The following is a 26,602-nucleotide window of genomic DNA, read 5'->3' as shown; positions in this document are numbered from 1 at the left end:
CATGTTCGGGTCCTCGCTGATCCGGGTGACCTAGGGCCTCGTGCCCCACACGGCGCGCCGCGCACGTCTAGAAAGAGTCTACGCAACTCGCGTGCCAGCCCTCGGTCACCCCTTAGACCCTTGATCGAGATCAAGTTTTTCGAAAACGCCCGCTGTCGCGATGCCGACATCGCCAAGCGCCGTTCGAAACCGTGCTGTGCGAAAGACGACATTGTCATAGGCGTCACAACGCGTTGGCGGCGGCTGATCGTTGATTAGACGTCGCTAGGCGAACAGCGCCTGGACGCGGCCGAGCGCGGTCACGAAGGCATCCACTTCGGCCTCGTGTTGTAGAGGCCGAAGGAGGCCCGGCAGGTGGCCGCGACGCCGAAGCGTTCGAGGAGCGGCATGGCACAGTGGGTGCCCGCGCGTACGGCGACCCCGGACTTGTTGATCAGGGTTGCATAGTCGTGCGGATGGCCCTCCTTCATTTCGAAGGAGATGATGGCGCCCTTGTCCTCGGCGTTGCCGATGATGCGCAAGGAGTTTATCTCGCGGAGGCGGTCTTGCGCGTAGCGAAGCAGCTCGGCTTCATGGGCGCGGATACGCGACTTGCCGATCGAGTCGATATAGTCGAGAGCCGCGTGAAGACCGATGGCCTGCACGATCGGCGGCGTTCCGGCTTCGAATTTGTGGGGCGGCTCTCCGTAAGTCACCGTCTCCTGGAACACTTCGCGGATCATCTCGCCCGCCCCGTTGAAGGGGGCCATCGCGGCGAGGTGCTCGTACTTCCCGTAGAGCGCCCCGATTCCCGTCGGACCGTAGAGCTTGTGTCCCGTGATGACATAGAAGTCGCAGTCGATGTCCTGCACGTCCACATCGAGATGGACGGAGCCTTGCGCGCCGTCGACGAGAACGGGAATGCCCCGCGCGTGCGCGATACGCGTCACCTCCTTGACCGGAACGACCGTTCCCAAGACGTTCGACATCTGCGTGATCGCGACCATCTTGGTGCGATCGGTGAGAAGCTTCTCGAACTCGTCGATCAGGAAATTGCCTTCGTCGTCCACCGGCGCCCATTTGAGGACCGCGCCGTAATGCTCGCGCAGGAAGTGCCACGGTACGATATTGGCGTGGTGCTCCATGATCGAGAGCACAATTTCATCGCCAGGCATGATGCAGTCGCGGCCAAAGGTCGAAGCAACGAGATTGATCGCTTCGGTCGCGTTGCGGGTGAAGACGATTTCCTCGTTTCGCTCCGCGTTGAGGAATTGCGCCACACGGGTCCGCGCGCCCTCGTAGGCCTCGGTCGCGACATTGGACAGATGATGCAGGCCGCGATGGACGTTGGCGTATTCGGACGTGTAGGCGGTCTGCACCCGGTCGAGGACCGCGGTCGGCTTCTGCGCGGAGGCCGCGTTATCGAAATAGATCAGCGGCTTTCCTTCGATTTCGAGGTCGAGAATCGGAAAGTCCTTGCGCACCCGCGCGACGTCATAGGCGCCGTTCTTCACTGCCTCATGCATGGCTTGCGCCTCCCGCTTGCAGCCAATCGGCCACGGCGCTCATCAAGACCGACTTCAAGCTCTCGTGGGCGATATTTTCGAGGGTCTCGCCGACGAACGCCTGGATCAGCAGCGACTCGGCCTCGTCCGCGGGAATCCCCCGGGCCATGAGATAGAAGCGCAGATCCTCGTCGAGCGCGCCGGCGGTCGTGCCGTGACCGCACTGCACGTCGTCTGCGAAGATCTCGAGCTCGGGCTTCGAGTCGAACTCCGCGGTCTCCGACAAGAGCAGCGCTTGGGCCATCATCTTGGCGTCGGTCTTCTGCGCGTCGGGGGCAACGGAAATCTTGCCCTGAAAGATGCCCCTGCTCTCGTCCGCGAGAACGGACTTGAACACCTCGCGGGCCTGGCAACCCGGCGCCAGATGATCGGCGACGAGCGTGGTGTCGGCATGCTGATTGCCGCGCAAAAGATTGGCGCCGCGAATGTCGACGCACGCGCCTTCGCCATTCAGCTTCAAGAACAGCTGATTGCGGACGACAGCACCGCCCGTGGTCAGCGAGAAATGGTTGAAGACCGCACGCGCACCGAGCGCGGTCATGAAGCTCGCCAGGTGCTGCGAGGCCGTGCTCTCCCGCAAGCACTTCACGTAGTCCACTTGCGCGTCGTCCCCGACCACGAGTTCGAGGCCGATATTCGGCTGATAGGCCGCCGCGCCCAAGGCCTGGTGGCTCTCGGCCAGCGTCAGCTTCGCACCGTTCCCGACCACAACCAGCGAGCGGACGAAGGTCGAGGCCGGGACGTCTCCCGTGGCCACGAACACGAGATGGATCGGCCGTTCAATAACGGCTCCTTCGGCAACGCGGATGACGACGCCGTCCCCCATGAAGGCCGTATTGAGTTCAACAGCCGGGTCATCGACGGGGCGACCGGTGCCGAGATGAGAGGCGACGAACGGATCGCCTTCGGACAGCGCCGCAGCCATCGTCGAGACGGTCAGTCCGGGTTCCAGCCCGTCCATGTCCGACAGCGCCGGTACGACGGTCCCATCGATAATGACGAGACGGCGGGCGCCGAGGCCAGCAAACAAGGTTTGCGCGTTCCACGCCGCGGTCTTGGCTTCGGCGGACGGCGGGGCGGCAAGAGGAAGCGCCTCGCGCTGCAGCGATTTCAGATCGGTATAGTGCCACGCCTCGACCCGGCGATGCGGCAGCCCCACGCTGCCGAAGCGGGCGAACGCCTCTTCGCGCTTGGCCTTCACGTCGCTGTTTCCCGGCAGCTTCCCGTCAAGTTGGGCAAACGCCTCGGCGAGGCCGATCTCTGCCGGGGTCCTGTTCGCGGTGACGTTCTCGCCCATCGGACTACGCGGCCTCCTGCTGGTACTGGGCATAGCCCGAGGCTTCGAGTTCGTGCGCGAGCTCTTTTCCGCCCGTCCGCACGATTTTGCCGGCCGACATCACATGCACGATGTCCGGCACGATGTGATCGAGCAGGCGCTGGTAGTGGGTGATGACGACGAAGCCGCGCTCCGGAGAACGCAGACGATTGACGCCTTCGGAGACGACCTTGAGCGCATCGATGTCCAACCCCGAATCGGTTTCGTCCAGGAGACATAGCTTTGGCTCCAGCAAGGCCATCTGCATGGTTTCGGCGCGCTTCTTTTCACCGCCGGAGAAACCCACGTTCACGGGGCGCTTCAGCATGTCCATGTTGATCCCCAGCTGGCCGGCGACGTCCTTCACCTTGCGGATCGCGTCCGGCGAGGACAGTTCCGGCTCGCCGCGCGTCTTGCGCTGCGCATTGAGCGCCGCCCGCAGGAAGGTCATCGTCGCGACGCCGGGAATCTCCATGGGATATTGGAACGCAAGGAACACGCCTTTGCAGGCTCGCTCCGACGGTTCCATTTCCAGCATGCTCTCGCCGTTGAGGAGAACGTCGCCTTCCGTCACCTCGTAGCCGTCGCGGCCGGCGAGTACGTAGGAAAGCGTCGACTTGCCGGCGCCGTTCGGTCCCATGATGGCGTGGACCTCGCCCTTGTTCACGACGAGATCGAGACCGTTCAAGATCTTCTTGCCGTCGATCTCCGCGTGGAGATTCTTGACTTCCAAAAGGGGTGTCATCGTGCACGTCCTTCCTTCACCGTAAGTTCCATCTCAGCCATCCATCGCGGCGCGGGACGCCCCTAGCCGACACTCCCTTCAAGGCTGATTGAAATCAGCTTCTGGGCCTCGACCGCGAACTCCATCGGCAGTTGCTGGAGCACGTCGCGCACGAAGCCATTGACGATCAACGCCACCGCCTCCTCCTCGGAGAGGCCGCGTTGCAAGCAATAGAACAGCTGGTCGTCGGAGATCTTCGAGGTGGTCGCCTCGTGCTCGAATGTCGCCGACGCATTCTTCGCTTCAATGTACGGAACCGTGTGCGCCCCGCACTCATTGCCGATCAGCAGGGAATCGCAACAGGTGAAGTTCCGCGCGGCCGACGCCTTGCGATGCGCCGAGACGAGGCCGCGATACGTGTTCTGGGAGCGGCCCGCGGAAATTCCCTTGGAGATGATCCGGCTCGACGTGTTCTTGCCGAGATGGATCATCTTGGTACCGCTATCGACTTGCTGACGGCCGTTCGAGATCGCGATCGAGTAGAACTCGCCCCGGCTATTCTCCCCGCGCAGAACGCAAGAGGGATACTTCCAGGTAATCGCGGAACCGGTTTCGACCTGCGTCCACGAGATCTTCGAATTCCTGCCACGGCAATCGCCACGCTTCGTCACGAAGTTGTAGATGCCGCCCTTGCCGTCCGCATCGCCCGGATACCAGTTCTGGACCGTCGAATATTTGATTTCCGCATCGTCGAGCGCGACCAGTTCCACAACCGCCGCATGAAGCTGGTTCTCGTCGCGCATGGGCGCCGTGCAGCCCTCGAGGTAGCTCACATACGAGCCCTTGTCGGCGATGATCAGGGTCCGCTCGAACTGTCCGGTCTGGGCCTCGTTGATGCGGAAATAGGTGGACAGCTCCATGGGGCAGCGCACGCCTTCGGGCACGTACACGAAGGACCCGTCGGAAAAGACCGCCGAGTTCAGCGTCGCGTAGAAGTTGTCCGTCGTGGGGACGACCGTTCCGAGATATTTCCGCACCAAGTCCGGATGCTCTCGCAGCGCTTCGGAGATGGGGCAGAAAATGACGCCCGCCTTGGCCAGCTCTTCCTTGAACGTGGTCGCGACCGAAACGCTGTCGAACACGGCATCGACGGCGACCCTGGCTCTGGGCTGGCCGGACGCGGCCTCGTCCCCGCCTGCGTCCTCCCCTTCGTCGCTCACGACGCCGGCGAGCATCTTCTGCTCTTTCAGGGGAATGCCGAGCTTCTCGTAGGTCGCGAGGATCTCGGGATCGACCTCGTCCAGCGATTTCAGCGCCGGCTTCTTCTTGGGTTCCGAATAGTAATAGAGATCCTGAAAATCGATGGGCGGATAGTCTACCCGCGCCCAAGACGGCTCCTGCATCGTCTTCCAACGCCGATACGCCTCGAGACGCCAATCGAGCATCCATTCCGGCTCGTTCTTCTTCGCGGAGATGAACCGGATGATATCTTCGGACAGGCCCTTGGGAGCCTTTTCGGATTCGATATTGGTGACGAAACCGTATTTGTACTGATCGACGTCGATCTGACGCACTTGTTCGACGGTTTCTTGGACTGCCGCCATGATGACCTCCGCTTATTCCTGCTCGTATCGTTGCCGCGCGACGCGGCGCACTTCGGGATCGGGATCGTCGATGAGTTTTGACAACGCTTCCGCCATACCGCGCTCGGCCACGACGAAACGCACGCGCAAATCTTCGTCCGCCACCAGCGGCGTCAGTTGCTGCGGCTCCAACCTTTCGGCCACGGTCACGCGCACCAGCGTGTCGGGATCGTGCATCATGCCCGGAAGGAACTCCGGTTTGATGCGGCGCGCCACTTCGCGGCGCACTTGGGGGTCGGCATCGTTCATGGCGATGGGAAGAACATCGGGCGTCACGCGCCGCGCCGCGACAACCCGGATCCAGTAGTCAGGGTCCTGGAACATCGAGACGAGGCTTCGCCTTCGACCCGTTGCGTCACGACCATCCGCACCTTTCGATCCGGATCGTTCCGCAGCTGCTGCACGCGGTTGACCGGCAGCCTGTGCGCGACCATGGCCCGCACATCGGGTTCGGGGTCATGCAACAGGCGCGGCAGCAAGAAAATGCTTGCGTATTTCGCGGCCAGAACGCGCGCCTCGAAATACGGGTGATCCAGGTACTTGTCGGCCTCTTGCGGGTTCGCGGCAAAAAAGCGGTCGATGCGGCGGGCGCGCCGGTCGCGAACACAGATGCGCCCGAGATCGCAACGTTCTTCCGCACGGATCAATTCGTGCGGGCAGTCGCGGCAAGAGACCGGCCGGCCTTCCCAGTCGACCGGATCGGATTCCGCCATATTGCTGCTGCCGGAGACCACCTTGTCGAGGCCTTAGGCTGGCACGCAGGTATCTTCGACAGGGCATACCGCGGCGCATTGCGGCGTGTCGTACTGGCCTTCGCACTCCGTACACAGATTGGGGTCGATGACATACATGTCATTCTTCAACGAGATCGCGGCATTCGGGCACTCGAACTCGCAAGCACTGCAAACCGTGCATTGAGAGGCGACAATCTTGTAGGCCATGGCTCCTGGTTCCTTCCTTCGGTTACAGCTCGGTCTTGCGACGCCAACCGTCGAAGCACCGGCCGAAGAACGAGTCCGGCCCGCGATGAGCGAACGGCCGTGAGCACGCGGGACGGCACGACAGTCGCAATACAGGGCTCACGCACGAGCCGGACATCGAGCTTCTTTCAAGCCCCATGCCAGTCGCCAATCTTTTGAATTATAATGATTTTCAAAAACGCCCGCGCACGCTGCGCCTGTCAGACCCCAAACAATGTCGGAACCCCGACAGGCCTTGTCAGAAGCGCTTGATCTCGATGCCGTACTTCTTCAGGGCGTATCCCACCTGGCGCGGCGTAAGTCCGAGCAAACGGGCGCTTGGCTTGAACCCATCCCGAACGTTCCATCGCATCGACGTAGCGTTCGCGCTCGGACATGGGCTCCTCGGACCCGAAACCCTCGGTGGCCGCGAGGACGCCTGCACCGCTCTCTGCGACAACGTCGCGACAGTCGGGGCCCGGCTCCACGGGCGCGGGACGCGCAGGAGACACGGCCGCTGATACGACCGGCAAAGGAATCTCCGGCCTGGCGCGGACGGAATCGTCGTCGGAGGTTGCCCAAAGCGTTGCCGACAGACATTCGTTGTGGCGGCAGGCGAAGTCGTCCGCGGAGATCACGGGGGCTTGAGTCAGCGTCGCGGTTCTGCGAACGCAATTTTCGAGTTCGCGCACATTGCCCGGAAAATAGCAGGCTGTGAGGACGTCCAGCGCCCCGCTTCCGAATGACAGTTCGCGCTCGTTCTCCTTGTTGAATCGCGCCAGAAACTCTTCTGCGAGAAGTGGGATGTCGGTCTTGCGCTGGCGCAAGGGCGGAAGCATCAAGGGTACGACGCTGATGCGGTAATAGAGGTCGGCGCGGAACTCCTTGCGAACGACCGCCTCTTCCAGATTCTTGTTCGTGGCCGCGATGACCCGCACATTGACCTTAAGCGTCTGATTTCCACCGACGCGTTCGAACTCCTGTTCCTGCAGCACGCGGAGGAGTTTGGCCTGGAACGCCGGCGAGATCTCGCCAATCTCGTCCAGAAACAAGGTTCCCCCGTCGGCCAGTTCGAAACGGCCTTTGCGGGCATTGACGGCACCGGTGAAGGCGCCCTTCTCATGGCCGAACAGTTCCGACTCCAGAACGGATTCGGGAAGCGCGGCACAGTTCATCTTGACGAAGGGTCCCTTGGAACGCGGCGACAGCTCATGGATTGCCTTGGCGATGAGCTCCTTGCCGGTTCCCGATTCGCCGCGCAACAGCACGGTCGAATGCGACTTGGCGACGATCGACACCTTATCCAGCAGGGAACGGATTACGGCGCTGTCGCCGACAATGCCCTCGATCGGCATCTTCTTTTTCGTGGACCTGCTCTTCGTCGGCTTGAGCTCCATGAGCTCTTTCTGCAGCCGGTGGCTCTCGGCAATGAGGCGTTCGCGATCGCGGAAGATCACGCGCTGAAGCTGGACCGTCTGGCCGATAAGATTGGCAACCATCGTGAGGAAACGCACATCGGCGTCCAGACGGATGGACCGCGAGGAGTCCCAAGGGCGATCGATCGTCAGTGTTCCGACCACGCGCGTATCGACGCGAATGGGCACCCCGATGAACGACACCTTGGTTCCGTCACCACCCCCCAGAAGTTCAATGTCGCGGCGGATGAAGAGCGGGTTGCTGGCGATGTTCTCGACCACGAGCGGAATGGACGTGGTCACGATCTGCCCGATCGCCCGTTCCGGCAGGCGCGCGCGATAGCGTTCATCGGACCCTTCGTTCCAACCGGCGCCGACCGTGATGTCCGGAATATCGTCGTCGGACAACAGCGAGATCACGCCATGGCGCATCTGCATGAACGACGACAGCAGGCTGACGACATTGGAAAGCGTCGTCTCAAGCCGGTTGGGTTTGTTGAGAATCTTGGAGATTTCGTAGATTCCGATGAGTGCGATTTCACTCATCGAAGCCCTATGGGATTCAATGCGAACCGGGTGGTGCGTCATGGCGATTTCTCGACTCCGACGGGGGCGTGCATTTTGCCGTCTCGGGGTCCTGCGCTCTCAATCCCCGTCTCTCATGTGTTTTGGAATTGCTCTTATCTTGGGCCAGACCTGCCCTGTTGTCGTGCCTAAGGTTCTGGCCGGTGGTGCTATAGATTTGGTCGCTCTGCTGCCTGACATGGGTCTTTGTGGCAAGGACCCCGCACATTCGGTCACATTGCTCTGCGGTTTCTGATCTGGATCACAGAACCAGGGTTAAGACGCAGCGCCGATCGCCTATTGTTTGCGCACATCTTTTCGCAGGTGCAGCAATTCGCCGCATGCATGTCGGTTATTGCAGGACAGTCAGGACCCTGAAGGCTCGATCGCCACGGCAATGTCCGCCGGGCGCGCCGTATAGGGCCAGGAACTGACCAGCACGTCCGCGCCGGCATGCACATAATCTCCCGCATTCTCAGGCGTGATGCCGCCGGCCGCTGCAAGAATCGGGCGCGGCGCAACGGTATCGAGGCACCGGGCGAGCTCGCCCACGTCTCCGGGCCGGAACTTCTCCGTCTGGATCACATCGAACCCGGCGCGCGCGGCGGCGATTCCCTCATCGACCGACAGGACCTCGATCACGCATTTCTTCTCCGGCGCGGCGACTTTCAGCCTCTTCGCCAGCAAGGCCAGATCCTCATCCGGAAGGAAGGCACGGTGCTCGGGAAACACGAGCAATGTCTCGGACAGTCCCAGGCGATGCATGACGGCGCCGCCCGCATGGACCGCTGCGGCGGCCATCCTTTTTGTGCCGGGAACATTCTTGCGGGTGCAGGCGACGATGGCATCCGGACGGACGGCCCTCGCCGCATCGGTCAAGGCTTGCGCGCCCGTCGCGACGCCCGACCAGATTTCGAGAAAGGTCTGACTGACTTTCCAGGCGCGGTGCAACGCCGACGCCGGCCCCTCCCCCTCCAGGAGCACCGTGCCCGGCGCGGCCCGATCGCCCGAACGGGTCGTCGGACTGACTGCAACCCCGGCAAGCGACAGAAGCGCAGCGGCATCTTCGAGCCCGGCGACGGTCATGTCCTGCCGCGCGGCGAAGCGGATCTTGCCTGCGGCTTCGCCGATGCCGAGGCTTTCGGTCGTCAGATCCCCGTGCGGCGCGTCGTCCGCGAGCAAGGCCCAGTGGGCTTCGGGCGACAGGACGGGACGTGGTGCAAACGCGGTCATGATGCCGGCCCCTCAGCGTCCGCGATGCTGCGCACCATGATGCTGGACATCGTGCGGATTGCCCGGGTCGTTCCGCATCCAGTTCGCGAGTTTCGCCATCGCTTCATACAGTTCATCCCGCAAGGCCGCGTCCGCGACGGTTTCGTCCAGCGCCTGGCGCATACAGGTGAGCCAAGCGTCGCGCTCCGCCTTGCCGATCCTAAAGCGGATGTGACGGCTGCGCAGCCGCGGGTGGCCGCGCTCAGCGGAGTAGAGCTTCGGACCGCCCATCCATTCGCCGAGATAGCGCCGCAGCACCTCCTTGGTCGCCGAGAGGTCGGGCGCATGCATGTCCCGGATCGTCCGCGCTTCGGGAAGCGTATCCATGCGGCCGTAGAAGGTCTCGACCAGCCGGGCGACGCCGTCCGCACCGCCGATGCGCGCGAACAGTGTCGCCGGAGCCCGTTCGCGGGTCTCTCGTTCAGACTCGGCATCGGCGGCGGCTTGCGCCGAGACCGCCTGGCATTGATGGGTCATCCTGGTCATCCGTCTTTACTCTCCTCCGGGCTCACTCGCTCATATCGGGGATGAGCAGGACCTCGTCGGGCATTCCATTGGTGCCCGCAAGCCGCTCGACCGCGCCCACACGCGCCAGACCGTTGTCCTCCTCGACCAAGACCACGGCGTTTTCGGGCATCGCCGACAGGGCCTTCAAGAGCTGTCCCACGGTCATGGCGCGTCCTCCGCTGCCGCCTTGGCCGGCGTCTCATCGTCGAAGCGCAGAACCCGCGTCTCCTCGTCCAGCATGGTGACCTCCGCCTGCTTCAAGGCGCCGCTTGCGTCATACTCATAGCGATGGGTCAACTCGACCTCGCCATAGACGACCTTCTCGCATTCCAGGAGCCGTCCCGCAGGATCGAACCGCGCCCGGATGAACGTGTTCCGGTTCGTCAGCGCCGCCGCCTCGATGGGCGTGACGAGGCGCAAGGGCAGCTTGACGCCGCTATAGGTCGCGAAATAGCGCCAGTCGCTCGCACCGTCTTGAGATTCGGCCAACGGCATGGGCCTCCCTTTCCCGTCTTGTCTTCCGCGCAGGGCTGCCTCGTGTCGGAAACGCGACACGTCTGGCCCGCCGGGCCAGAGCGATGCAAGTTCCCTGCCTAGAGAGCGAGCAAGACTTCCCCTTCGAAATTGCCTCGGCACCTGGCCGTGAATCGGCGTTGGGCGTCATCGCGCCGCTCAGTCGATGTCGTGAGTCCGCTCGTCCGGCGCATCCGTCTCGGCGGGCCCGGACCACGGCGTGGTGCGGGCGAATCGTCCAGGTCGGGAAAGCCCGCACGCAAATAGGCGACGATCTCGAAGATCTGTTTACGCGTGAGCCGATCTTTGAACGCTGGCATGGCCGTGCCGAAGCGCTTGCCGCCCTCGGCGATGCTCCACAGGAGATATTGATCCACGGCGACGGGCTGGCCCACCAGATAGGCCAGCATCGCGGGCGAGGGCTTGAGCGCAAAGGCAAGATCCCCGTTGCCAAGTCCCAGTTCGCCGTGACACTCGCTGCAATGCGTGGCGTAGAGCTGCCCGCCGTGCGCGATAGCGCTGACCGTATAGCCCACCGTGTTTTCGGCGTTCACATATTCTTCCGGGATGTCCCCGTTCGCAAACGTCGAAAAGCGCAGCATACGTTGCCGCTGGTCCGGATCGAAATTGCGCAGATTCCAGTCCAGGACAGGCGGTCGCGCTTTGGGCGCGGGCTGCGGCGCGCCGTTTTCGTCCGGCGGCGCGTCCTCCCCGAACGCCCTGAGCGGAAGCGCAGCAAGCAGACCGATCAAAACGAGCAAGACGGCCGAGCGCGGCATGGATGCTGTCCTTTTCGGCAAACTCTTTACCAAGATTTATCGTAGCCACCCCGGTTGTGCGAGACCTTATCGCAGATCAAACACGGCCAACACAGCGGGCACATTGCCGGGGTCACCTCGCCGATAGGCTAGGCCTCGTCGACTGGCGGACCTCCAACCACATGCACGTCCCGCTGCGGGAACGGTATGGTGATGCCGGCGTTCCGCAAGGCTTCCAGGATCGCGAAGCGCAACTCGCTGCTCGTCGTGATCCGCTGGCGCACGTCGCGGAGGAAGACACGCAGCTCGAAGTCGAGCGAGCTGTCGCCGAAACCGGCAAAGTGCACGACGGCCGGCGGATGCTTGAGAACGCCGCGATGGGCTTTCGCCACGCCGAGAAGCGTCGAACGCAGGAGCTCCATATCCGTGCCGTAGTCGACGCCCACCGCAAGATCGACCCGGCAACTCTTGTCGAGGTGCATCCAGTTGCTGACCGGGTCGGTGATGAGGGTTGCATTCGGGATAATGACGGACTGCCGGTGAATCGTTTCGATCTCCGTCGAGCGTACGCTGATCTTCTTGACCGTTCCCTCCTGGTCGCCGACCTTGATGTAGTCGCCGATCTTGATCGGCCGTTCGGCAAGGAGGATGAGGCCGGACACGAAGTTGTTGAAGATGCTCTGCAGGCCGAAGCCGATGCCCACCGACAGCGCGCCGGCGACGATGGCGATATTGGAGAAGTCGAAGCCGAGAACAGAGATGCCCGCGAGAGCGGCCAACACGAATCCCAGATATCCAATGCCGATCCGAACGGATTCGTGCACGCCCGAGTCGGTTCGCCGGCCGGCAAATACGCGCCCCGTCAACCAGCGCTGCACGAACCGCGTCAGGGCCAGGCCCAGTACAAACACGCCGAGCGCCACGAGGACGGTCTGCAGCGAAATCCGCAACGGACCGAACTCGAAGCCGAAAAAGGCTGCCTGGATCCAGCCCTTGACTTCCACCCAGTCGAATCGCCACAGCAGCAAGAGGATCGTGATGCCGACCGCGAGGATGGCGATGTCGAGAAGCAGACTGCCGATGATCCGCATTGTCAGAAGCGAGGGCGCCCCCATGTCCTCGTCTTCTTCCACGCTATCGTCGATGGTCTGGCCGGAGATTACGCTGGCGCTCGAAATGGACTCGGCGGCAAGATGCATCAGATACATGATCCACAGCACGCCGGCGGTCGAGACGATGTGGCTCCCGATGAAGTGGGCCAGGGACACGTAGCCGAGCAGCATCGCAAGGAGAATGACGCCGGTCAGCCCGGCCACGATGGAGAAGAGCCAGCCCCGCCAGCCGCTGAGCGCGGCCTTGCGCATCATCGGTCCGCCGTGGACGGTCCACAAGATTCCGATCAGGAGGAGCCCGCACAGGCCGGCGAGCATTGCCGATCTTAGGATCGAGACCTGATAGGGTGTGAACACGATCAGGTCTTTCAATACGAACAGCCTGTCCAGTAGCCAGACGGCGATGAGGGCCCAAAGCAAATAGGCCACGCGCCGCGCGACGGCGTCGGTCGCGGGAACGAGCCTCCAGCTGCTCGCCCGTGGGACAAGCGTCTCGCGAACGAGACAGGCAAGCAGCACGGCCCAGGCGATTGCCAGCAGCGCCTGCGCCAGAAAGCCGTCCATGCCGGGAACGGCCAGTCCCGCCGAGCTCGCAATGAGATAGAAGGCGGCGAGTGCCGCCCATACGGGCAGACAGGTCCAAAGCGAGCCGGTGATGGCGGCGACGCCGCGGGCCTGCATGCTGGGGTCCTGCTCTGTCTCCGGGATTGCCCCGCGGGACGTCAGCCGGCCGATGAACCGGCTCGTCAAACGGGCCGCGGCGAGCGGTACAAACAATAAGAGAATGACGACGACGGCCCCTTTGCTCCAAGCCAACGCAACCCAGTCTTCGGCCGCTTTGAGGATGCGGGTGACCTGTTGCGGCACGGTGGCGAAGGCCGCCGGGAGAACGGAGGAATAGAAATTGGGGACCGGTCGAAACAGCGACTCAGTGAAACGACCGCGGCGGGCAGCGTTTGCCTGGTCGATCAGCTGACCGGCGCGCACGAACAGGACGTCGGCCTGCTTAAGCTTGCCGTCGAGGTCGGCGACCTCGTTCTCGAGGCGCCTACGCTGCGCGGCGATCTCGTCGCTTTCCCGCGGCGCTCCCTCTTTGGGCGGAGGACCGAGCTTTCCCAGCCGCTCGCGACTGTCGCTCAACTTGGGCTTGAGCCCGGTGCGCTTCTTGGCGATGTCCTCGCGCAGGTCTTCGAGCCGGTCCGGGATGGCCCGTAGCTCCTCGCCCGTCGTCGACGGATTGGCGATTTCCTGCTCCGTGGCGTTGATTTCGCCCTGCCATTCGTCGAGCGCTTGCTTGAAAGCCTGAACGGCGGGACCGGCCGCGCCCGTTTCGGCCTCCAGGGCCGACGGCGAATCCTGCGCCAGCGCGTCTTGGGCATGGGCGAGCGGACTGGCCGTCACCCCCGGGATGGCCGCCAGTCCAAGGACGAGGCCCAAAACCGCAAGAATCCGAGCATTTTTCAACATTGGCTTAGAGCTTGGCACCGTCGTCACGTCTCCTCAATGCCCCGTTCCCGGAAGAACGTCGTTTAATTTCCGCAACCTAGTCCGATCGGCGAGAGATCAGCCACGACAATGAGGAAGATTGACGGCAGAGGGCGACCCCGCCCAACGGGGTCCCCCCTGGATTTGAGCCGGGTTTCCATGTCAGCGTCGGCCCAGACGTGGACAAGCGGACCCTTCGGACCGGATGTCCGCTCGGGACCAACAGCGGACACGTGCAAGCCGCCGTGAACTGGGAGATTTGCGGACAATGCATTCACGGGGCGGCAAGACGCGGACGCGCGTGCCTGACATGCGCCGCTATCCACCGGAGCGAATCGTTTGCCTGACCGAGGAGACGGTCGAGACGCTCTATCTCCTCGGCGAGGAGGACCGGATCGTCGGCGTCTCGGGCTACGCCGTACGGCCGCGGCAAGTGCGCCGCGAAAAGCCGCGGGTCTCGGCCTTCACGTCGGCGGATATCCCGAAAATCCTCGCGCTCGACCCGGACTTGGTCCTGATCTTCTCGGATCTTCAAGCCGAGATCGCCGCGGCGTTGATCAAGGCGGGCGTCGCGGTCCACGCCTTCAATCACCGTGACGTTGCGGGAATCCTGGCGATGATCCGGATGGTCGGCGCGCTGACCGGTGCCACGGACAAGGCGGAGCGGCTCGCCCTGCACTATGAGCGCCGTCTCGACGAGGTCGCGAAAGCGGCCCCGGCGGCTAGCAGGCCGCGGGTATATTTCGAGGAATGGGACGACCCCATGATCAGCGGCATCGGCTGGGTGTCCGAGCTGATCGAGATCGCCGGCGGGGACGACGTGTTTCCGGCGCTCAGGGCGCAAAAGGCCGCCAAGGATCGAATCGTCTCGTCGCGAGAGGTCATCGGTGCGGCCCCGGACGTCATCCTCGCCTCATGGTGCGGCAAGAAGGTCGTGCCCGAAAAGATCAAGCAGCGCGCGGGGTGGCATGCTATCCCGGCCGTGCGAAACAACCGCATCATCGAAATCAAATCGCCGTTGATTCTCCAACCCGGGCCCGCGGCACTGACCGATGGTCTCGATGCGATCTTGACGGCACTCGGAAACGAATCACGTGCAGGCGCACCTAAGTCGGGGCCAGGAACCTGAATGAAGCGAAACGTTTTCGTCATCGGCATTGGAGCGGGAAGCCCGGACTACATGACCGTGCAGGCCATCGATGCCCTCAATCAGGTCCGCGTCTTTTTTGTCCCCGACAAGGGCGCCGAGAAGAGCGACCTCGCGCGCCTCAGACGGGAGATCATCGCACGATTTGCCATAAACGCGGACTACAGGATTGTCGGCTTCGACAATCCCGTTCGCGACAGTGCGAACGCAAATTACCGCAAGGGCGTCAGCGATTGGCACGATGCAGTCGAAGACGTCTACGGACGATTGCTGGCGGATCAATTGCAAGAGGGAGAGTGCGGCGCCTTTCTCGCCTGGGGCGACCCGAGCCTCTACGACAGCATCCTGCGCATCTTGGAGAGGCTTCGCGCACGCGGAGATTTCGAGCTCGACTACGAGGTCATTCCCGGCATCAGCAGTGTCCAGGCCTTGGCCGCGGCACACAAGATTCCCATCAACCGCATCGGCGAACCCATCATGATCACGACCGGGCGCAAGCTCCAGGAAGGCTTCCCCGACAATGCGGACAGCGTCATCGTGATGCTCGACGGACAAGCCGCTTACAAGACCGTTGATGGTGATATGGAGATCTTCTGGGGCGCTTATCTTGGCACCGACGACGAGATCCTTGTTTCCGGACGGCTGCGCGACGTGCTCGACGACATCGAACGTGTCAGGCGGGAGGCCCGCGCCAAGAAGGGCTGGATCATGGACACCTATCTCCTGCGCAAGCCGGAAGGGCATTGAAAGGCCCGGCCGTTGCTCCGACGGGAAGATTTCCCGTCGCCGCGGCAAAGCTTCCATCCTCCTTCCCTCGCTATTGACACGGTCGCAAATATGCGGCCCTTTCTAAGCGTCAACGGTTCCCGGTCGTCATCGGCCGGGACTAAGAGGGAACACGGTGCGTTCTTCCTCGATCGGATCGAGGAGACAATCCCGTGGCTGCCCCCGCAACTGTGAACGGTGAGCACGGCTAGACCAAGCCACTGGGGATACTCGACCCTGGGAAGGCATAGCCGATGCGACGATCCGTGAGCCAGGAGACCTGCCGCTGACATCCGACGCCGGCTCTTGCCCGGTGTCTTACCGCAACCGGACGCCGGGGTGAGCGTCTGGCGGTTGAGCGGGTGTCCGGTGGCCGATCTTCCGTTCCCGCTCATGACACCGCCACTTCCCCGATCGTCCTTTCCTCATGCCCGATGCGGCGCGTTCCGCACGGGCTGCTTGGGAGAGACGACCTATGAAACTTCGCAACGGACTATCCGCTGCCATTGGCGTTGCCGCGCTTCTCGCGCCGCTCGCCGCGGCGGCCCATTTCCAACTCGTCTATACGCCGGAGGTCAATTTGACCAAGGCCGGTGACGTGCCGGTCAAGCTGATCTTCTGGCATCCTTTCGAGAACGGCCACGTGATGGACATGGACGAGCCCCTCGAATTCTACGCCATCAACCGCGGCAAGAAGATCGACCTCAAGAACACGCTGAAACAGATCAAGTTCGAGGGCGCCGAGAACGCCGCGACCGCCTACAACGCATCCGTTCCGATCAAGCGCTCGGGCGACTATGTGCTCGTCGCCGTCCCGGCCCCCTATTACGAGGAGAGCGAGGACATCTATATCCAGCAGATCGCCAAGAGCTATCTCAACCTCAACGAAGTCCCCACGGACTGGATGGAGCCGCAAGGCCTTGCAACGGAAATCATTCCGCTCAACAAGCCGACCAACATCGTGGCCGGATCGACCTTCACGGGCCGGGTGATGGCCGACGGCAAGCCCGTGCCCGGTGTCGAGATCGAGGTCGAGTACATGGCGGCCGAGCCCTCCATGGAGGAGGACAAGCCGAAAGACCCGACCGCCTCGCCGATGCCCGGCGGTGCGCTCGTCGCCGTCAGCGATGACGACGGCTACTTCACGTTCGGCGTTCCCAAAGCCGGCTTCTGGGGCTTCGCCGCGCTCGGCTCGGGCAACACCAAGGAGCACGAGGGTAAGGAACTCTCGCAGGACGCGGTCCTGTGGGTCCGTGCCTACGACGTGAAGTAGGCAGACCCACGACACCGACCCCAAGACCTGGAGGGACCCATGCACATCGTCGACGGTGCTCTATCGAACGAAGTCTTGATCGGCGGCGCGGTTCTCGCCGCCGGCGGCATCGCGTTGGGGCTGAAATCCCTGCCGGCGGAGAAGATGCCCGCCGCGGGTGTGCTCAGCGCAACCTTCTTCGTGGCGTCCCTCGTGCATGTGCCGATCGGGCCCTCCAGCGTCCATCTGATCATGAACGGCCTGGCCGGGCTGGTGCTCGGCTGGGCTGCCTTCCCGGCCCTCTTTATCGCGCTGCTCCTGCAAGCCGTGTTCTTCGGCTTCGGCGGGATCACCGTGCTCGGCGTCAACACGGTCAACATCGCCCTGCCCGCCGTGCTCGTCTACTGTATCTGCCGGCGCGGCATCGGGTCTGGCTCGCCCACCGTGGCCGCCATCTGGGGCGGGATCGGCGGCGGCCTCGCGATCGCCCTGACTGCGGGCTGCGTGGCCCTCGCCTTGGCGCTCACCGGCGACGAATTCCTGGCAGCGGCCAAGCTCACCTTCTTCGCGCATATCCCCGTGATGATCATCGAGGCGCTGATCACGGCCGCGGCCGTCTACCTTGCGCGAAAGGTGAAGCCAGAACTGTTCGAGAGCTTTACCCAATCCCCATCACAAGGAGTTTCTTCATGAGGTCCCTTCGCCTTGCGCTCATCCTCCTTTTTCTAATGCCGGTGCATTCAGCACTCGCGCACAAAGTCATCGCCTCCGTCTATGCCAGCGGCGATGTGATCGAGGGCGAGATCGGGTTCTCCAACGGCGACATGGCGCCGAACGAGCTTGTCGAGGTCTTCGACGAGGACGGAACCAAGCTCGGCGAGACCATGACCGACGAAGAAGGCTTCTTCACCTTCCGCCCGACAAAGCCCGTCGCGCACGTGTTCAAGTCCAATCTCGGTTCCGGACACGTGGCAACGGTCCGCATGGAGGCCGATGAGTTGCCGGACAGTGCCGGTGCCGAGACCGCTGCTTCGGATGCACCGGCAACGGCTGAGACAAAAACAACTCCAGACGCAGAACCCAAGGGGAGCGGCCAAGCCGAGACGCTGACGAAAGCGCAGTTGGCGTTGCTCACCCGCGCGGTGCAGAAGCAGATCATCCCGCTTCGCCGCGATATCGATGCCTACAAGGAGAAGAACGACCTTCAGAACATCCTCGGCGGCATCGGCTACATCTTCGGCCTGTTCGGGCTCGGCTTCTACATCGCGGCACGCCGCAAGATGGCGGAGGTTTAGCCTGTGGGACATGTGGTCGGGTCCGGGCGCCCGACACTCCTGGACACCGGCGCCCCAGAGGACAGGACCCTTATCAACGAAATCGATCCCCGGACCCGGATCCTGGCGGCGATCGCCTTCGCCGTCGTCGTGGTCAGTCTTCACGACCTCCGCATCCTCACCGGTGCGCTGCTGTTCGGGCTTGCCCTGATGCTGATGGCCCGGTTGCCCACGCGCTCCACGCTGAGGCGTATGGTCACGATGGACAGTTTCATTGTCTTCATGCTCTTGCTGCTGCCCTTCACCGTGCCGGGCGATGAGATGTTCACAGTCTTCGGCTTCCCCGCGACGTGGCAGGGTCTGCGGCAAGCTGTCGAGATCGGGCTGAAGGCCAATGCGATCATTCTGACTTTGATGGCGCTGGTCGGATCGGTGGAGCCTGTCCGGCTGGGTCACGCCCTTTACCGCCTGAAGATGCCCGAAGCGCTGGTCTACCTGCTGATGTTCATGGTCCGCTATGTCGACGTGCTCCAACAGGAGTATTTGCGTTTGCGCGTGGCCATGAAGGCGCGCGGGTTCCGGCCGGGAAACAACCGGCACACCTACCAATCCCTCGGCTATTTGATCGGTATGATGCTGGTCCGGGCGGTGGAGCGGTCCGAACGGATTCTCGGTGCCATGAAGTGCCGGGGCTTCTCCGGCGGCATCCCGCTGTTGGGCGACCTCGCCTACACGGGATCGGACGTCTATTTCGCGCTCGGTTTCGGTGGCGTCCTCGCGGCGCTGCTCGCGTTGCAGTTTCTCGTCTGACGCGAACGCGGTCCACATGTCATCGCTGATCGAGCTGACCGACATTCATTTCGCCTACCCGGCATGCCCTCCCGTCCTCAAAGGCGCTTCGCTTCGCCTCGACGGCAAGGAACGCGTCTGCGTCGTGGGGCACAACGGTGCAGGCAAGAGCACGCTGCTGCACATTGTCGTCGGCCTGCTGCGCCCGAGCCGGGGGCGCGTCGTTGCCTTCGGTCAGGAGCGCCGCATCGAGGCCGACTTCCTGGCGGTGCGCCGCCTTGCGGGACTGGTCTTCCAGGACCCCGACGATCAGCTGTTCTGCCCGACAGTGGCCGAAGACGTCGCCTTCGGTCCGCTCAACCTCGGCAAGAGCAAGGACGAGGCGATGGACATCGTCGATCGTGTCTTGAGCTCGCTCGACCTCGGCGGTTTCAGAGATCGCATCACCCATAAGCTCTCGGGCGGAGAGAAACGTCTGGTGACCCTGGCGGCGGTGTTGGCCATGGAGCCGAAGGTTCTTCTCCTCGACGAGCCGACCAACGCCCTCGATGAAGACAACGAGGCACGGCTGATCGAGATTCTGCTCTCGCTGCCCCAAGCGATGATCGTGGTGTCTCACGATACGCAGTTCCGCGAGCGCATCGGGTCGCGCGCGGTCCGGCTCGCGGACGGTGAAATCGTACCCGGTTAGTCTCGCGGGCGTCGCGGCATGCTGGCCGGCCCTTAGTGAGGCTTCGCTTTCCCGCTTTGGCGATCCGGCGGGTCGATGCTTCCCGACTCGGACATGATCATTGCGATTGGCCGCGTGGACTCGAAGTTGGCAAGCACCAGCATCATGATCGCCGTGATCGGCACGGCAAGGAACATGCCCACGACGCCCCATATGGCTCCCCAAGCGAAGAGCGACAAGACGACGACAAACTGGCTGAGATTGAGACGTCGCGCTGCCAACCTCGGTTGAATCATGTTGCCGACGACGAATTGAATGGCACCGACGGCGATAAGCACCGTGAGGAACGGCGCAAGTCTCTGGAACTGCAACAGGGCATAGAGTGCCGGCAACGCCGTTCCGATGATCGACCCGATGGTGGGAATGAAATTCAAGATGAAGATGAGGAATGCCCAGAAGAATGCCTGTTCGAGGCCAACCAGAACCATCACGCCGTAGGACAGTACGGCCGTCAACGCACTGACGATTGTCATGATCCATAGGTAGCCCTGCACGTCTTCCGCGATCCGCTGCAGGATTGCCTGGAGACGCGCTCGTTTCTCTTCATTCGGAACGATCGCGCGCAGTTTCAGGTCGAAGTACCGTTGCTCGATGAGAAGAAAGACGACGTAAAGAAACACGACCGTGAACTGACTCGCCAGGCTGGCCATTCCCGCGACTATGTTGCTGACGAGCGGATCCAGCTGGATGAATGCCAAGACGTGATCGACGACTTCTTGACTCTCAACGCCGAGGAGTTGCGCCGCCTTCTGCGTCAGAACGGTGAGCGCAGCGTCGACATTGGCTCTTTGCTGTCCCATCGCGGCGACATTGGCGACCACCAAGTCGATGACGATGAGACTGGCGGCAAGGATCGTCGCTGAGGCCAAAAGGAGCGCGAGCAGCGGCGGCATTTGGAAAACAGGGGTCGCCACACGCCGGTACGCGTCCGATAGAGCGTTGATAAAGAACCACAATAGGAGTGCAACCGCCAATGGCAGAAGAACGCTGGCGCCATAGGTGAGAAAGAAGAGGACCAGGGCGATCAGCAAGAACACCCGCACCATCTTCGACAGCGTGTCCATATCCCCTATCTGCCCTCCTGCTCTTGGAAGCCTTGCGCGCATACGCCTTGTATCGAAGGGGCGCGTCAGGACGGCCGAGCGCCAGCACCGTGACCCTTGTGCTTCCACCCCCTGCGAGTCGGCTCAAATCTAGCACTCCTTGTGCAACCATATCAGGGCGTGATTTTTCTGCGCCGGCGGGCCGGCATCCGCCCCAACAGCAGGTTCGACAACGAGACCGCCTTATGGTTTCGTCGGCTATGCCCACCACCCACGCCAGATCATGATTTCTCCCAGGCCGATCAGCACGCGCAGTGCGCTGCTGATGATGCTTTTGGCGCTCGTCTTCTTGATATCCGCTTCGATTCTGATCGTCGTGGATATTGGCGCCCGGCGAACCATGCGTGACCTGTCGCAGCGCTACATCGATCAATCCGCAGATCAAGTGCAGTCCGAGATGGGCCACTTCTTCGGCTCGATCGAAGAATTCTTGAATATCTCCAGAGCGTGGTGGGAGGCCGGAATTCTTGACTATGACGGCGCGCGGACCTGCAGCGCCTGAACGCGATGTACATCCCCCTGCTCGATCAACATCGGCAGATCACCTCGATGATGCTCATTCGGGATGACGGCCTGGAGTATCTCTTGTTCCGCGATTTGCGTGGGGGCGACGACTACGAATGGTACAACCGCCTCGTCTGGGCCGATAAAGGTCCGGCGGCGGGCTATGTCGTTCGGTGGACCCGCGATCTACAGCTCCACTCCGGAGAGCCGCTACCCGACGATGCACGGGATTACGATCCTCGACGCCGTCCCTTCTATACCGGCGCGGATCTCGAGGAGATCCATTGGACGTCCCCCTACTATTTCTTCATCACCAAAGATGCCGGGCTCACCGTATCCCAGAAATGGCGCGACCCCGCCTCCGGACAGATCAGACTTGTTGCCTTCGACCTGCTTCTTCGAGACCTGTCCGATTTCACATCGAGCCTCCGTCCAAGCCCGAACGGAACAGCGTTTGTGGTCCATGACGATGGATCGTTGGTCGGTCTCCCGGCCGATGCCCGCTGGACCAATTCCGACGAGATACGCGAAATTCTGCGCAAGGCCTCCAATCAAGCCGATTCCGATCAGGCCGCCACTCTTCTGACGCCCGAGGACTTGGGCCTCACGGTTGTCGGGGACGCGGTATCGGCATGGCGAGACAGGGGCGACGATCAACAAGGCGTCTTCAGTTTCAGGAGCGACGGCGGTGCTTGGTGGAGCGGGTTTCGGAAATTCGACCTGCACGATCAGGCGTTGTGGATTGGCATCGCGGTTCCGGAGAGTGACTTCTTGGGCGAGGCGGAGCGCCAGCGCTACACGGTGCTGGCGGTTTCGACCGCGGCCGTGCTCTTGGCGCTGTTGCTGGCCGGCATCGTTGCCCGTCACTTCAGCCGGCCGCTGGAAGCCCTTGCCGAGCAGAGTGCAAAGATCCGTGATCTGAACCTGGCCGACGCACCTGCGGTGCGTTCCAGCGTTCGGGAAATCAAACAGCTGGCCGAAGCACAATCACAGATGCTGACGGGCATTCGGTCGTTCTCACGCTATGTCTCGGTTGCCCTTGTCCGCGACCTCGTCCGCAGGGGTGAGGTCGCGATGATTGGCGGCAAACGCACAAGCCTTACGGTGCTGTTCACGGACATCAGGAACTTCACCCGGATCGCGGAGAGCATGCGGCCTGAAGACCTTACGCGTCATATGTCGGACTATTTCCAGCTCATGATCACGGCCCTGCAGAGCGAGAGCGGCACGGTCGACAAGATCGTCGGCGATGGCATCGTCGCGTTTTGGGGAGCGCCCGATCCACTCGATCATCACGCCGTCCACGCCGTGTCCGCGGTCCTGAAATGCCAGCGTCTGCTAAGCGATCAAAACCAGCGATGGCGCGAAGAAGGCCGGCCCGAGCTGACGACGCATTTCGGTCTCTGCACGGGCGCGGCCGTCGTTGGCAATGTCGGCGCACCCGAGCGGCTCAGCTACACGGCGCTCGGCGACACCGTCAACACAGCAAGCCGACTCGAAGCCTGAATGTCCGCTACGGCACTGAAATCCTGGCCACCGAGTCGGTCGTCTCCGCGACCGCTTCCAAATTCGTCTGGCGCCGGATCGATCGTGTCAGAATGAAAGGCAAAGCCATCGCCATCGACATCTACGAGTCGCTTGGCGAGGCACCGCAGGTCTCCAACGGGATGCGCGAACGGGCCAAGACTTACGAGGAGGCGCTCCGCTGCTCGACCGAACGCCGCTTCGCCGATGCGGTGCAACTTCTCGACACTGTTCTGGCTGCCGACCCGCAAGACGGGCCATCGCTCCGTTTGCGTGAGCTATGCCGTGCGTGGATGAACATGCCGCCGCCCGAGGACTGGGACGGCGTCACGCTTTTCGCTGAGAAATGATGTCGCACCTCCGGGAACGCGCGACGTGTGGCGCGATCGAGCGAGGGTGTTCGGGGCTGCCCGGTCCAGCGCTCAAGCGGAGTTCGCCCGGGAAGCCTGTTCATGTTCGTCTTGTGTCAGACGACGAAATCATGACGGTGCGTGGCGACGTCCAGGCTGGGCCGTGTCGCGGCATTCTTGACTTTCGCGCCGGCACCCGGTGCAAATTCAGACCAGAAGGGTCGCTCGAGACCGCCGGTCTTTGATACAACGCAGGAACTCTTCGTGAGGGTTCTCTTAGTTTGATCGACATCCGCCCGGTCCGGAGTTGTGTTCGCCCCTAGAGAGGCAGCGTTGTTGGACACCGCGTATAGACCCGTCCCGCTCGAAATTGTGCACGATGCCGTTCCGGGGCGGATCCGGTTCCGGAATCGCGCCATCGTGCGCCGCGAGGTCTTGGCAAAAGCCATCGAGAAGACGCTTCGGCGCACGAGCGGCGTAACCTCCGCCAGGGCCAGCCCGTTGACGGGCTCCATCGTCGTCACCTTCCGGGCACCTGCAACCGTCCGCAGCGTAGCCGCGATGATCGACGCCGTTACCGAGGGCCGCCAGCCAGAGGGGCTCTTTGCCGAACCGCAACCGTTGTTCGACACGAACGGACCCCGCGGCGCCGCAGGCCTCGACCCCCCCCTGGCATGCGCTCCCGCTCCTTGCCGTGGTCGAACGGCTGGCAACCGATGCGGAGAACGGCCTCTTGGCCGCCGATGTCCGGAAGCGCCTGGCGGCCTATGGGCGCAACGACGTGCTTCGGTTGGAACCGCGCTCTCTTCCTGCGCTCGTGGCCGAGCAAGTGACCACCCTGCCTATCACCCTGCTCAGCGGCTCCGCCGCCCTGTCGCTCTTGACGGGAGGGTTGGCCGACGCCGCCATCATCGCCGCCGTCGTGTTGCTCAACGCTGGCATTGCGACGGCAACCGAACGTCAGGCGGAACATACGATCGTCGGCATGTCTCGCTACGCGCCGCAACCAGTTCGCGTGATGCGCGGCGGCCAACTGAGCCTCGTTTCGCCTTCCGATCTCGTTCCCGGAGACCGCATCTTGCTCGAGCGCGGCGCGCTCATCCCGGCGGACGCTCGCCTGATCTCGAGCGACGACCTCAGCGTCAACGAGTCGGCGCTGACCGGCGAGGCCCTGCCGATCCAAAAGAATGCCGACGTCGTGTTGCCGGAAGACACCGAACTGGCCGGGCGGCGGAACACGGTCTTCCGCGGCACGGTGGTGACCGGCGGCTCGGGCATCGCCCTGGTGACGGCGACCGGCATGCGGACCGAAATCGGCCGGGTGCAGGAGATCCTTGGGACGGTCAGCGCGCCCCAGACACCGATGGAACGCCAGCTCGGCGACGTCGGCCGTGAGCTGATCATCGTCAATACGGCGATCTGCGGCGGCATTCTCGTCCTCGGCTTGATGCGTGGCCAACCGCTCGTTCCACTCATTCGCAGCGCGATCTCCTTGGCTGTCGCCGCGTTTCCCGAGGGGTTGCCGGCCGTCGCCACCACGACACTCGCGCTCGGCATCCAGGACATGCGCAAGCGCAATATCCTGGTGCGCAAGCTCGACGCAGTGGAAACGCTTGGTGCCGTGGACGTGATTGGCCTGGACAAGACCGGCACCCTCACCGAGAACCGGATGACCGTGGCGGAGATCCACGCCGACGGGGTTGCCCTGACATTGGCGGGGGGCGGGATCAGATGCGCCGACCAACCGGTTCCGGACACGAGACGAGCGATTGTCCGCCGTCTGTTCGAAGTCGCCGCTCTGTCGAGCGATGCGATCGCGCGGCGCGTCGATAATGGCTTCAGCATCGAAGGGACCCCGACGGAGAACGGGCTACTTGAAGCGGCGATCGTCCTTGGAATCGACGTGCCGCAGTTGCGCCTCGGCGCACGCGTGTTGACAACGGCCCCGCGCAGCGACCGGCGCAAGCGCATGACCACGCTGCACGAGACCGACAACGGGCAGCTCCTATGCGTGAAAGGCGACCCTGTCGAGGTGCTCGCACGCTGCACGCATTACCGCACCAGTCAGGGCATCGCGCCTCTCGACGCGGCCGTCCGCACCGGCATCTTGAGAGCCAATGAGCGCATGGCCGGTCATGCCTTGCGTGTGCTCGGCGTCGCGGCAAACGAGTCCGGCGGCAACCCCCATGACGAACAAGATCTTGTCTGGCTGGGCCTCACAGGCCTTGCCAATCCGATCCGGCCAAGCGTCGTGCCGGCCCTGGACCAGCTCCACCGTGCGGGCGCGCGCGCGGTGATGATTACCGGCGACCAAAGCCCGACCGCCTATGCCATCGCCTCGGATCTCGACCTGGCTCACGGCGACGAGTTGAAAGTGCTGGAGGCCGGCAAGATCGCCAAGATGGACCCGGAGCTGCTCACCGCCCTCGTGGGTCAGCCCCATGTCTTTGCCCGCGCAAATCCGGTCGACAAGCTGAACATCGTGCGCGCGCTCCAGGCCGGCGGCCACATTGTGGCGATGACCGGCGACGGTATCAACGACGGTCCTGCATTGAAGGCGGCGGATATCGGCATCGCCATGGGCGGCGAAGGCACCGACGTAGCCCGCGAGGTCGCCGACATCGTCCTGGCCGGCGACGATCTCGCCGGTGTCATCGAAGCGATAAGGCTCGGCCGCGCCACCTACGCCAATATCCGGAAGGTGCTGCGCTATCTCGTCTCGACCAACGCGGCGGAGACGTTCACGATGCTCGGCGCGGCGCTCACCAATAGCGGTGAACCGCTGACGCCGATGCAGCTTCTGTGGTTGAACCTGATCTCCGATCCCGCGCCGGCTTTGGCACTCGGCCTGGAGCCTCCGGAGCGGGACGTGCTGGACCAGCCGCCACACGATCCGCAAGCCCCCATTCTGAGTGCCGTCGATTTTCGCCACATCCTAAGAGAGGGCGCGGTCATGGGTACGGCGGCCCTGGCCGGCTACTACCTCGCTGGGGGAACTGCGAACCCCGTTCGGGCGAGCACGATCACCTTCCATGGCCTGACCTTCGCTCAACTGATCCACGCACTCTCCTGCCGTTCCGAGACGCTCGGACTGGCCGCCGAGCGGAAACGTCCGCCCAGTCCCAAACTCTACGCAACGCTCGCCGGATCGGTTGCGCTCCAGATCGGCGCACAATTGTTCCCGCCCGCCCGCAAGCTCCTGCGGCTTGCACCGCTTGGTATGGGCGACGTGCTCGCGATCGCCGGCATCGCCGTAGCCAGTACCGTCACCAACGATGTCTTGGGGCACGTGCTGCGCGACTTCGAACAGCCGACCCCTCGCAACGCCTCAAAGGCCAAAGGAACCGCGTAAA

The 26,602-nt window shown here is 63.0% G+C and carries 24 protein-coding genes, 3 pseudogenes and 1 riboswitch; of the genes and pseudogenes, 12 read left to right on the top strand and 15 right to left on the bottom strand.

Annotated elements, in window-relative coordinates:
* Window positions 1-264: 264 nt before the first annotated feature.
* From AUC68_RS14075 to AUC68_RS14025, 14 genes and pseudogenes are all read right to left on the bottom strand, one after another.
* Window positions 265-1,505, bottom strand: a pseudogene (locus AUC68_RS14075) (cysteine desulfurase).
* A complete protein-coding gene (gene sufD / locus AUC68_RS14070) occupies window positions 1,498-2,841 on the bottom strand; it encodes a Fe-S cluster assembly protein SufD (protein ID WP_069438241.1) in 1,344 nt (447 codons plus the stop codon). The pseudogene AUC68_RS14075 and the gene sufD overlap by 8 nt, the downstream one beginning before the upstream one ends.
* A gap of 4 nt (window positions 2,842-2,845) precedes the next feature.
* The gene (sufC, locus tag AUC68_RS14065; RefSeq protein ID WP_069438240.1) at window positions 2,846-3,604 is read right to left on the bottom strand and encodes a Fe-S cluster assembly ATPase SufC; all 759 of its coding nucleotides are present in this window, start codon (window positions 3,602-3,604) and stop codon (window positions 2,846-2,848) included.
* A gap of 62 nt (window positions 3,605-3,666) precedes the next feature.
* Window positions 3,667-5,187, bottom strand: coding sequence for a Fe-S cluster assembly protein SufB (gene sufB, locus AUC68_RS14060; RefSeq protein ID WP_069438239.1), 1,521 nt, complete (start codon window positions 5,185-5,187; stop codon window positions 3,667-3,669).
* Window positions 5,188-5,199: 12 nt separating this feature from the next.
* Window positions 5,200-5,502, bottom strand: coding sequence for a HEAT repeat domain-containing protein (locus AUC68_RS17920; protein WP_244500542.1), 303 nt, complete (start codon window positions 5,500-5,502; stop codon window positions 5,200-5,202).
* Complete coding sequence (locus tag AUC68_RS17915; protein ID WP_244500541.1) at window positions 5,499-5,939, bottom strand: 4Fe4S-binding leucine-rich repeat protein; 441 nt, start codon at window positions 5,937-5,939, stop codon at window positions 5,499-5,501. The genes AUC68_RS17920 and AUC68_RS17915 overlap by 4 nt, the downstream gene beginning before the upstream one ends.
* A gap of 33 nt (window positions 5,940-5,972) precedes the next feature.
* Entirely contained in the window at window positions 5,973-6,167 is a 195-nt protein-coding gene (locus AUC68_RS16160) for a 4Fe-4S binding protein (RefSeq protein WP_083240765.1), read from the bottom strand.
* A gap of 277 nt (window positions 6,168-6,444) precedes the next feature.
* Window positions 6,445-8,188, bottom strand: a pseudogene (gene nifA, locus AUC68_RS14050) (nif-specific transcriptional activator NifA).
* A 342-nt stretch (window positions 8,189-8,530) separates the two neighbouring features.
* Window positions 8,531-9,397 carry a ModD protein gene (gene modD / locus AUC68_RS14045; RefSeq protein ID WP_069438238.1) on the bottom strand — a complete coding sequence of 289 codons (867 nt, stop codon included), beginning with the start codon at window positions 9,395-9,397 and terminating at the stop codon, window positions 8,531-8,533.
* 12 nt (window positions 9,398-9,409) lie between these two features.
* Window positions 9,410-9,922 (bottom strand): group II truncated hemoglobin, encoded by a 513-nt coding sequence (locus AUC68_RS14040; protein ID WP_244500540.1) that lies wholly within the window; start codon window positions 9,920-9,922, stop codon window positions 9,410-9,412.
* Between the two features lie 22 nt (window positions 9,923-9,944).
* Window positions 9,945-10,109 carry a hypothetical protein gene (locus AUC68_RS17000; RefSeq protein ID WP_193407096.1) on the bottom strand — a complete coding sequence of 55 codons (165 nt, stop codon included), beginning with the start codon at window positions 10,107-10,109 and terminating at the stop codon, window positions 9,945-9,947.
* Window positions 10,106-10,438, bottom strand: a complete 333-nt coding sequence (locus AUC68_RS14035) for a DUF6156 family protein (RefSeq protein WP_069438237.1) — start codon at window positions 10,436-10,438, stop codon at window positions 10,106-10,108. The genes AUC68_RS17000 and AUC68_RS14035 overlap by 4 nt, the downstream gene beginning before the upstream one ends.
* Window positions 10,439-10,536: 98 nt before the next feature.
* Window positions 10,537-11,235: a c-type cytochrome gene (locus AUC68_RS14030; RefSeq protein WP_069438236.1), complete on the bottom strand. Its 699-nt coding sequence runs from the start codon at window positions 11,233-11,235 to the stop codon at window positions 10,537-10,539.
* 128 nt (window positions 11,236-11,363) lie between these two features.
* The gene (locus tag AUC68_RS14025; RefSeq protein WP_069438235.1) at window positions 11,364-13,793 is read right to left on the bottom strand and encodes a mechanosensitive ion channel domain-containing protein; all 2,430 of its coding nucleotides are present in this window, start codon (window positions 13,791-13,793) and stop codon (window positions 11,364-11,366) included.
* 328 nt (window positions 13,794-14,121) lie between these two features.
* On the opposite strand from AUC68_RS14025, the gene AUC68_RS14020 reads away from it, so the two are divergent.
* The 7 genes from AUC68_RS14020 (at window position 14,122) to AUC68_RS13990 (ending at window position 19,729) form a co-directional block, all read left to right on the top strand.
* The gene (locus tag AUC68_RS14020; RefSeq protein ID WP_069438451.1) at window positions 14,122-14,940 is read left to right on the top strand and encodes a cobalamin-binding protein; all 819 of its coding nucleotides are present in this window, start codon (window positions 14,122-14,124) and stop codon (window positions 14,938-14,940) included.
* The gene (gene cobF / locus AUC68_RS14015) at window positions 14,941-15,705 is read left to right on the top strand and encodes a precorrin-6A synthase (deacetylating) (protein WP_069438234.1); all 765 of its coding nucleotides are present in this window, start codon (window positions 14,941-14,943) and stop codon (window positions 15,703-15,705) included. It begins immediately after the preceding gene.
* A 96-nt stretch (window positions 15,706-15,801) separates the two neighbouring features.
* Window positions 15,802-16,025: riboswitch (cobalamin riboswitch) on the top strand.
* A 173-nt stretch (window positions 16,026-16,198) separates the two neighbouring features.
* Window positions 16,199-16,996 (top strand): DUF4198 domain-containing protein, encoded by a 798-nt coding sequence (locus AUC68_RS14010; RefSeq protein ID WP_069438233.1) that lies wholly within the window; start codon window positions 16,199-16,201, stop codon window positions 16,994-16,996.
* A 39-nt stretch (window positions 16,997-17,035) separates the two neighbouring features.
* Window positions 17,036-17,668 carry a cobalt transporter CbiM gene (gene cbiM / locus AUC68_RS14005; protein WP_069438232.1) on the top strand — a complete coding sequence of 211 codons (633 nt, stop codon included), beginning with the start codon at window positions 17,036-17,038 and terminating at the stop codon, window positions 17,666-17,668.
* The gene (locus AUC68_RS14000; RefSeq protein WP_069438231.1) at window positions 17,665-18,270 is read left to right on the top strand and encodes a hypothetical protein; all 606 of its coding nucleotides are present in this window, start codon (window positions 17,665-17,667) and stop codon (window positions 18,268-18,270) included. Before cbiM ends, AUC68_RS14000 begins: the two co-directional genes overlap by 4 nt.
* 3 nt (window positions 18,271-18,273) lie before the next feature.
* Complete coding sequence (gene cbiQ / locus AUC68_RS13995) at window positions 18,274-19,059, top strand: cobalt ECF transporter T component CbiQ (protein ID WP_069438230.1); 786 nt, start codon at window positions 18,274-18,276, stop codon at window positions 19,057-19,059.
* Between the two features lie 16 nt (window positions 19,060-19,075).
* A complete protein-coding gene (locus AUC68_RS13990; protein WP_069438229.1) occupies window positions 19,076-19,729 on the top strand; it encodes an energy-coupling factor ABC transporter ATP-binding protein in 654 nt (217 codons plus the stop codon).
* Between the two features lie 32 nt (window positions 19,730-19,761).
* Here AUC68_RS13990 and AUC68_RS13985 read toward each other — a convergent pair whose 3' ends face one another.
* Window positions 19,762-20,832, bottom strand: a complete 1,071-nt coding sequence (locus tag AUC68_RS13985; RefSeq protein ID WP_069438228.1) for an AI-2E family transporter — start codon at window positions 20,830-20,832, stop codon at window positions 19,762-19,764.
* 262 nt (window positions 20,833-21,094) lie between these two features.
* On the opposite strand from AUC68_RS13985, the gene AUC68_RS13980 reads away from it, so the two are divergent.
* From AUC68_RS13980 to AUC68_RS13965, 5 genes and pseudogenes are all read left to right on the top strand, one after another.
* Entirely contained in the window at window positions 21,095-21,373 is a 279-nt protein-coding gene (locus tag AUC68_RS13980; protein ID WP_069438227.1) for a hypothetical protein, read from the top strand.
* Window positions 21,374-21,378: 5 nt separating this feature from the next.
* Window positions 21,379-22,881 (top strand): adenylate/guanylate cyclase domain-containing protein, encoded by a 1,503-nt coding sequence (locus tag AUC68_RS13975; protein WP_069438226.1) that lies wholly within the window; start codon window positions 21,379-21,381, stop codon window positions 22,879-22,881.
* Window positions 22,882-22,973: 92 nt separating this feature from the next.
* Window positions 22,974-23,249 carry a hypothetical protein gene (locus tag AUC68_RS13970; RefSeq protein ID WP_069438225.1) on the top strand — a complete coding sequence of 92 codons (276 nt, stop codon included), beginning with the start codon at window positions 22,974-22,976 and terminating at the stop codon, window positions 23,247-23,249.
* A gap of 309 nt (window positions 23,250-23,558) precedes the next feature.
* A pseudogene (locus tag AUC68_RS18460) lies at window positions 23,559-23,723 on the top strand (hypothetical protein); the annotation flags it as partial.
* Between the two features lie 220 nt (window positions 23,724-23,943).
* Entirely contained in the window at window positions 23,944-26,601 is a 2,658-nt protein-coding gene (locus tag AUC68_RS13965) for a cation-translocating P-type ATPase (protein ID WP_069438224.1), read from the top strand.
* The last annotated feature ends 1 nt before the right edge of the window (window position 26,602 follow it).

This window comes from Methyloceanibacter methanicus (assembly GCF_001723285.1).
Classification (GTDB): Bacteria; Pseudomonadota; Alphaproteobacteria; order Rhizobiales; family Methyloligellaceae; genus Methyloceanibacter; species Methyloceanibacter methanicus.
Note: the sequence above shows the minus strand (reverse complement) of the source record. Positions and strands in the feature narration are given on the sequence as shown.